The sequence below is a fragment of the Pseudomonas sp. B21-048 genome, from assembly GCF_024748615.1.
Lineage (GTDB): Bacteria > Pseudomonadota > Gammaproteobacteria > Pseudomonadales > Pseudomonadaceae > Aquipseudomonas.
The window spans coordinates 5,707,297-5,714,883 of the sequence record NZ_CP087168.1 but is presented as its reverse complement, the minus strand read 5'-3'; the positions used below and the strand labels follow the sequence as shown (position 1 = coordinate 5,714,883).

At 55.4% G+C, this 7,587-nt stretch carries 7 protein-coding genes; all 7 read left to right on the top strand.

The genetic code is table 11. From position 1 onward, the window contains the following. Positions 1 to 567: 567 nt before the first annotated feature. Positions 568 to 702: a 50S ribosomal protein L34 gene (gene rpmH, locus LOY56_RS26830; RefSeq protein ID WP_003213577.1), complete on the top strand. Its 135-nt coding sequence runs from the start codon at positions 568 to 570 to the stop codon at positions 700 to 702. Positions 703 to 718: 16 nt separating this feature from the next. Beyond that, a complete protein-coding gene (gene rnpA / locus LOY56_RS26825) occupies positions 719 to 1,120 on the top strand; it encodes a ribonuclease P protein component (RefSeq protein WP_258622917.1) in 402 nt (133 codons plus the stop codon). Further along, a complete protein-coding gene (gene yidD, locus LOY56_RS26820) occupies positions 1,113 to 1,358 on the top strand; it encodes a membrane protein insertion efficiency factor YidD (RefSeq protein WP_071552648.1) in 246 nt (81 codons plus the stop codon). Before rnpA ends, yidD begins: the two co-directional genes overlap by 8 nt. A 2-nt stretch (positions 1,359 to 1,360) precedes the next feature. Beyond that, positions 1,361 to 3,049 (top strand): membrane protein insertase YidC, encoded by a 1,689-nt coding sequence (yidC, locus tag LOY56_RS26815; RefSeq protein WP_258618477.1) that lies wholly within the window; start codon positions 1,361 to 1,363, stop codon positions 3,047 to 3,049. A 79-nt stretch (positions 3,050 to 3,128) separates the two neighbouring features. Then, positions 3,129 to 4,499 carry a tRNA uridine-5-carboxymethylaminomethyl(34) synthesis GTPase MnmE gene (gene mnmE, locus LOY56_RS26810; RefSeq protein WP_258618476.1) on the top strand — a complete coding sequence of 457 codons (1,371 nt, stop codon included), beginning with the start codon at positions 3,129 to 3,131 and terminating at the stop codon, positions 4,497 to 4,499. Between the two features lie 552 nt (positions 4,500 to 5,051). Then, complete coding sequence (mnmG, locus tag LOY56_RS26805) at positions 5,052 to 6,944, top strand: tRNA uridine-5-carboxymethylaminomethyl(34) synthesis enzyme MnmG (protein WP_258618475.1); 1,893 nt, start codon at positions 5,052 to 5,054, stop codon at positions 6,942 to 6,944. Then, positions 6,941 to 7,585 carry a 16S rRNA (guanine(527)-N(7))-methyltransferase RsmG gene (gene rsmG, locus LOY56_RS26800; protein WP_258618474.1) on the top strand — a complete coding sequence of 215 codons (645 nt, stop codon included), beginning with the start codon at positions 6,941 to 6,943 and terminating at the stop codon, positions 7,583 to 7,585. Before mnmG ends, rsmG begins: the two co-directional genes overlap by 4 nt. Positions 7,586 to 7,587 lie beyond the last annotated feature (2 nt).

Here is a 7,587-nt window from a genome sequence, read left to right as displayed (position 1 = left end):
GGATATCCCCTAAGTTGAAAGCCGGTGAGGCAAAAACAAGCGGTCATTGTAGCGACCAGACGTCCACTTATCCACATGCAGGTTGCGCACAGGGCATGATTTATCAATGCGTTAATCGTTGAAAAGAAGACCAACGGTATGTGCATAAGCTCTGTGGATAACCGCCCATGAGGGCACTGGACAAGTGGGGGCGAAACTCAGTGGATAACCTGCCTGTGGATAACTAGCCTTTTCACACACAGCTTATCCGACAGCGCAGCACAGGCTGACCACCGTTTTCCACTGTAGTTGTCATTCTCTGTACATCACGGTTTAGAAGGGCCAAAGGTAGTTATCCACAGATGAACGTGGCCCTAGCTTTTATAAGCTTTACAGAAAAGCTTTAAATAATTCCCTTCTTTATTTCTATATCTAGCGAACGACCTTCGGCGAGCAAATCGTCTGGAGATCTATTTATAAGGAAACGCTGGTTGGAAATTGACCTAGAGGCTTGCTTTCTCTAGAATCCCCGGTCTCTTAAAACGGGGGCCATTCCGGCCCGTTGTGGACGAACCAGGTAACACGACAATGAAACGTACTTTCCAACCAAGCACTATCAAACGCGCTCGTACCCACGGTTTCCGTGCTCGCATGGCTACCAAGAACGGTCGTGCCGTCCTGTCGCGTCGTCGCGCCAAAGGTCGTGCGCGTCTGGCAGTTTGATAATCCGGCACTGGAGGTGAGTCAGGACTTCAGTCGGGAAAAGCGTCTGCTTACTCCCCGGCATTTCAAGGCAGTCTTTGACTCCCCTACCGGCAAGGTTCCGGGGAAAAATCTCCTGCTCCTTGCGCGCAATAACGATCTTGATCACCCCCGTCTCGGGCTGGTTATCGGGAAAAAGAGCGTAAAGCTCTCCGTCGAGCGCAATCGCCTCAAACGTCTGATGCGCGAATCGTTTCGCCTGAACCAGGATTTACTGGTCGGCTGGGACATTGTTATCGTCGCGCGCAAAGGTTTGGGTGACGTAGAAAGCCCCGAATTGATTCAGCATTTCGGCAAACTCTGGAAACGTCTGGCACGCAGCAAGCCGGTACCAGCAGTCAAAACCGAAACTGTAGGGGTAGACAGTCCCGATGCGTAAACTGGCGCTCATTCCGATCCAGTTTTATCGCTACGCCATTAGTCCCCTGATGGCCAGTCACTGTCGTTTCTACCCCAGTTGTTCCTGCTACGCGTATGAAGCCATAGAAAATCATGGCCTTCTGCGCGGTGGCTGGCTGACCTTTCGTCGTTTAGGTCGCTGTCATCCGTGGAATCCCGGTGGTTATGACCCGGTTCCATCTATCCCTACCTCCCGTTCTTCTTCGATGGCCGAGTAATCATGGATATCAAACGCACGATCCTGATCGTCGCCCTGGCAATCGTGTCCTACGTTATGGTTCTTAAATGGAACCAGGACTATGGCCAGGCTGCCCTGCCGACTCAGAATGTTGCTTCCAGTACTACCGCACCGGGCCTACCGGATACGGCGACTGGCAATAATGCTTCTGTCAGTGACGACATTCCACGCGCCGCAAGCGATGCCAGTGCAACTGCACCTGCTGAAACACCAGTAGCTGCAAGCAAAGACCTCATCCAGATCAAAACGGATGTGCTCAACCTGGCCATCGATCCACAAGGTGGCGATGTTGCCCAGTTGACGTTGCCGCTGTATCCACGTCGCCAGGACCATCCGGAAATTCCATTCCAGCTGTTTGATAACGGCAACGAGCGGACTTATCTGGCTCAGAGCGGCCTGATCGGCACCAACGGTCCGGACGCAAGTCCTGCCGGTCGTCCGGTTTACTCCTCCGAGAAGAAGATTTATCAACTGGCTGACGGTCAAGACCAATTGGTCGCGGACCTGAAGTTCAGCAAGGACGGCGTCAACTACATCAAGCGTTTCACGCTGAAACGTGGCCTGTATGACGTAACGGTTTCCTACCTGATCGACAACCAGAGCGCTCAGCCCTGGTCCGGTGCAATGTTCGCGCAATTGAAGCGTGATGCCAGCTCCGATCCTTCTTCCAGCACCGCCACCGGCACCGCGACTTACCTGGGCGCCGCCCTGTGGACAAGTAACGAGCCGTACAAGAAAGTGTCGATGAGCGACATGGACAAGGCTCAGCTGAAAGAAACCGTCACCGGTGGTTGGGTTGCCTGGTTGCAGCACTATTTCGTGACTGCATGGATTCCGGTCAAGGGCGAAAACAATATCGTCCAGACCCGTAAAGACAGCAAAGGCAACTACATCATCGGCTATACCGCCCCGGCAATGACTGTCGCGCCAGGTTCAAAAGCCGAAACCAGCGCCGTTCTGTACGCCGGTCCGAAAAGCCAGGCTGTGCTCAAAGAGTTGTCCCCAGGTCTGGAACTGACTGTCGACTACGGCATTCTGTGGTTCATTGCCCAGCCAATCTTCTGGTTGCTGCAAAATATCCACGCACTGGTCGGTAACTGGGGCTGGTCGATCATCTTCCTGACCATGCTGATCAAGGGGATTTTCTTCCCGCTGTCGGCTGCCAGCTACAAATCCATGGCGCGCATGCGTGCAGTGGCACCGAAACTGGCCGCGCTGAAAGAGCAACATGGCGACGACCGGCAGAAAATGTCGCAATCCATGATGGAGCTGTACAAGAAAGAGAAGATCAATCCGCTGGGTGGCTGCTTGCCAATCCTCGTGCAGATGCCGGTTTTCCTTTCGCTGTACTGGGTTCTGCTGGAAAGCGTGGAAATGCGCCAGGCGCCGTTCATGCTGTGGATTACTGACCTGTCGATCAAGGATCCGTTCTTCATTCTGCCGATCATCATGGGCGCAACCATGTTCATCCAGCAGCAGTTGAACCCGACACCTCCGGATCCGATGCAGGCGAAGGTCATGAAAATGATGCCGATCATCTTCACCTTCTTCTTCCTGTGGTTCCCGGCGGGCCTGGTTCTGTACTGGGTTGTGAACAACGTGTTGTCCATCGCCCAACAGTGGTACATCACGCGTAAGATCGAAGCGGCTACCAAAAAAGCCGAGGCGTAACTTACTCTGTGGATAACCACTCAAAACGCCCCCTAGTGGGGCGTTTTGCTATCTGTCACTTTTGTCTGGATACCGGTTTATGAGCGTTCCTCGTGAAACCATCGCTGCCGTCGCCACCGCTCAAGGTCGCGGCGGTGTGGGCATCGTCCGTATTTCCGGGCCGCTGGCGAGTCTGGCGGCCAAAGCCATCAGCGGTCGCGAACTGAAACCGCGGTTTGCCCATTACGGCCCGTTCCTCAGTGCAAACGAAGAGGTGCTGGACGAAGGCATCGCCCTATATTTCCCGGGACCGAATTCGTTCACCGGCGAAGATGTGCTCGAGCTGCAGGGCCATGGCGGGCCAATCGTTCTGGATATGCTGCTCAAGCGTTGCCTGGAACTGGGCTGTCGTCTGGCGCGGCCGGGTGAATTCAGCGAGCGTGCCTTCCTCAACGACAAACTCGATCTGGCCCAGGCTGAAGCCATTGCCGACTTGATCGAGGCCAGTTCTGCACAGGCGGCACGAAATGCCCTGCGTTCGTTGCAGGGCGCGTTTTCCCAGCGTGTGCATAACCTCACCGAGCAACTGATAGGCCTGCGCATTTACGTCGAAGCCGCCATCGACTTCCCCGAAGAAGAAATCGACTTCCTCGCCGATGGCCATGTCCTGAGCATGCTCGACAAAGTGCGCGATGAATTATCCACAGTGCTGCGTGAAGCCGGGCAAGGGGCCTTGCTCCGCGACGGCATGACCGTGGTGATCGCTGGCCGGCCGAATGCAGGCAAGTCCAGCCTTCTGAATGCCTTGGCCGGACGTGAAGCTGCGATCGTGACTGAGATTGCCGGCACGACCCGGGACATTCTTCGTGAACATATCCACATCGATGGCATGCCGTTGCATGTGGTCGACACTGCCGGCCTGCGTAATACCGATGATCAGGTGGAAAAAATTGGCGTCGAACGGGCATTAAAAGCCATTGGCGAGGCAGATAGGGTCTTGCTGGTGGTCGATGCCACCGCTCCCGAGGCCCTTGATCCATTTGCCTTGTGGCCTGAATTCCTCGAAACCCGCCCGGATCCGGCAAAAGTGACGCTGATCCGTAACAAGGCTGACCTGACGGGCGAAGCGATTGCCTTGGAAGTCAGCAACGATGGCCACGTTACTATCAGCCTCAGTGCGAGGTCTGCCGGCGAAGGTCTGGAGTTGCTGCGTGAGCATCTCAAGGCCTGCATGGGTTACGAGCAGACCTCCGAAAGCAGCTTCAGTGCTCGCAGGCGTCATCTGGAGGCACTGCGTCATGCGAGTGCGTCCCTCGAGCATGGCCGTGCGCAGCTGACATTAGCGGGGGCTGGCGAACTATTGGCCGAAGATTTGCGGCAGGCGCAGCAGTCTTTGGGCGAAATCACTGGCGCATTCAGCTCCGACGATCTGCTGGGAAGGATCTTTTCCAGCTTCTGCATCGGTAAATAGTCCCTTCAGCAATTCACGGACAGGCCATTTTGGCCTGTCTGTTCTCTCCTTTTCTGAAATTTTTTCCTCAGTGCCGAGCAGATTCTTCGCTTGAGCGGATTTCCCTTGCCCGGGATTTGCTCATTCGGCGGCTTTTCTGTGGATTAAGCCCTGTGAATAAGTGCCGCTAAGGGCAGTTGATAACAAGGCCTAAAAACTGAAGATAACCACCTCTGTGGATAACCACCCCTTTCATCCACAGGCTTAAACCGGTTATCCAAGGGCCTCCATGGCACATGACCACAGGGTTTTGAATCCCTGTACACATTGAAAATAAAGGGCTGTACCAATCTATCCACAGAAAGGTGGCTCAGTAGAAATAAACATAAAAACAAAGATTTAATAAATTTCTCTCTTTTTAATTTCTATAACCTTGAGTTCTCCACAGCTGGTTAAATTTTGTGCAAAGGGTTCTTTAGGAAGGGCGAAGTCCCTATACTTGCCGACCAGGTCCAAAAACCTGAGCTCAAACTATTTCCGGATTACCTGACTGAAGCAGGCACGAGGTGCGTGGTGGATTTCCCTTCCCGTTTTGAAGTGATCGTCATCGGCGGCGGTCATGCCGGTACCGAGGCAGCACTGGCGTCAGCACGTATGGGGGCAAAAACCCTATTGCTGACGCATAACGTGGAAACCCTCGGTGCCATGAGTTGCAATCCAGCCATTGGCGGGATCGGCAAAAGCCATCTGGTTAAAGAAATCGATGCCCTGGGCGGCGCGATGGCCATGGCGACCGATAAAGGTGGTATTCAGTTTCGCGTATTGAACAGCCGCAAAGGCCCAGCCGTGCGTGCAACCCGCGCTCAGGCAGATCGGGTTCTGTACAAGGCCGCTGTCCGCGAAGCTTTGGAAAACCAGCCGAACCTGTGGATATTTCAACAGGCTGCTGACGACCTGATCGTCGAGCAGGAACAAGTGCGCGGTGTTGTCACCCAAATGGGCCTGCGTTTCTTCGCAGATTCCGTGGTGTTGACCACTGGCACCTTCCTCGGTGGACTTATCCACATCGGCATGCAGAATTATTCCGGGGGTCGTGCCGGTGATCCGCCGTCGATTGCGCTGGCTCATCGTCTGCGTGAATTGCCATTGCGTGTCGGTCGCCTGAAAACCGGTACACCGCCGCGCATCGACGGTCGTTCTGTGGATTTCTCGGTGATGACCGAGCAGGCAGGGGATACGCCGATTCCGGTGATGTCGTTCATGGGCTCCAAAGAGCAGCATCCGAAACAGGTCAGCTGCTGGATTACCCACACCAACGCCCGTACCCACGAAATCATTGCTTCGAACCTTGATCGTTCGCCGATGTATTCCGGTGTGATCGAAGGTATCGGCCCGCGTTATTGCCCATCGATCGAAGACAAGATCCACCGCTTTGCCGACAAGGAAAGCCACCAGGTCTTCATCGAGCCGGAAGGTTTGACCACCCACGAGTTGTACCCCAACGGGATATCCACTTCCCTGCCGTTCGACGTGCAACTGCAGATCGTGCAATCGATCCGCGGCATGGAAAACGCGCACATCGTTCGCCCGGGATACGCGATCGAATACGACTACTTCGACCCGCGTGACCTGAAATACAGCCTGGAAACCAAAGTGATCGGCGGTTTGTTCTTCGCCGGGCAAATCAACGGCACCACCGGTTACGAAGAAGCCGGCGCCCAAGGTTTGCTGGCCGGAGCCAACGCCGCACTGCGTGCTCAGGGCAAAGATGCCTGGTGCCCGCGTCGCGACGAGGCGTACATCGGCGTTTTGGTCGACGACCTGATTACCCTGGGTACCCAGGAACCGTATCGGATGTTCACGTCCCGCGCCGAATACCGTTTGATCCTGCGCGAAGACAACGCCGACCTGCGCTTGACCGAAAAAGGTCGCGAACTGGGTCTGGTGGATGACGTGCGTTGGGCGGCGTTCTGCAAGAAACGCGAAAGTATCGATCTGGAAGAGCAACGCCTGAAAAGTACCTGGGTTCGCCCGGGCACCGAGCAGGGCGATGCGATTTCCGAGAAGTTCGGTACGCCGCTGACCCACGAATACAATTTGCTCAACCTACTGAGCCGTCCGGAAATCGACTACGCGGGTCTGATCGCCGTGACCGGTGGGGGCGCAGAAGATCCACAGGTCGCCGAGCAGGTCGAAATCAAGACCAAATACGCCGGTTACATCGATCGTCAACAGGATGAAATCGCGCGTCTGCGGGCCAGCGAAGACACCAAACTGCCTGTGGATATCGATTACACCAACATCTCCGGTCTCTCGAAAGAGATCCAGAGCAAGCTCGGCGCGACCCGTCCAGAAACCTTGGGCCAGGCGTCGCGTATTCCGGGCGTGACCCCGGCAGCGATTTCGCTGTTGATGATTCATTTGAAAAAACGCGGCGCGGGCCGTCAGTTGGAGCAAAGCGCTTGAGTTCGTTGGTCACCTCGCAACACGCCGAAGAGTTATCCACAGGTGCTCGTCAGCTCGGTGTCAACCTGACGGAAGCCCAGCATGCACAGCTGCTGGGTTATCTGGCCCTGTTGATAAAATGGAACAAGGCCTACAACCTCACGGCAGTGCGTGATCCGGACGAAATGGTTTCACGGCATTTGCTCGACAGCCTGAGCGTTATGTCCTTCATCGAAAACGGCCGTTGGCTGGATGTGGGCAGTGGCGGCGGCATGCCAGGGATTCCCCTGGCGATCCTGTTTCCCGAGTCGCAAGTGACCTGCCTGGACAGCAACGGCAAGAAAACCCGCTTCCTGACCCAGGTCAAACTCGAACTCAAACTCGATAACCTGCAAGTTATCCACAGTCGCGTCGAAGCCTTTCTGCCGGAACTGCCATTCAACGGGATCATTTCCCGGGCATTCAGCAGCATGGAGAACTTCAGCAACTGGACTCGCCATTTGGGCGACGCCGATACACGTTGGCTGGCAATGAAGGGCGTTCATCCCGCCGATGAGCTGGTAGCATTGCCGGCAGACTTCCACCTCGATAGCGAACACGCCCTGGCCGTACCCGGTTGCCAAGGCCAACGCCATCTGCTGATACTGCGCCGCACGGCATGATT

Excerpts from the sequence above, each read along its gene's own strand:
- yidC (WP_258618477.1), top strand. The coding sequence starts at position 1,361 with ATGGATATCAAACGCACGATCCTGATCGTCGCCCTGGCAATCGTGTCC.
- yidD (WP_071552648.1), top strand. The coding sequence starts at position 1,113 with ATGCGTAAACTGGCGCTCATTCCGATCCAGTTTTATCGCTACGCCATT.
- rpmH (WP_003213577.1), top strand. The coding sequence starts at position 568 with ATGAAACGTACTTTCCAACCAAGCACTATCAAACGCGCTCGTACCCAC.
- mnmE (WP_258618476.1), top strand. The coding sequence starts at position 3,129 with ATGAGCGTTCCTCGTGAAACCATCGCTGCCGTCGCCACCGCTCAAGGT.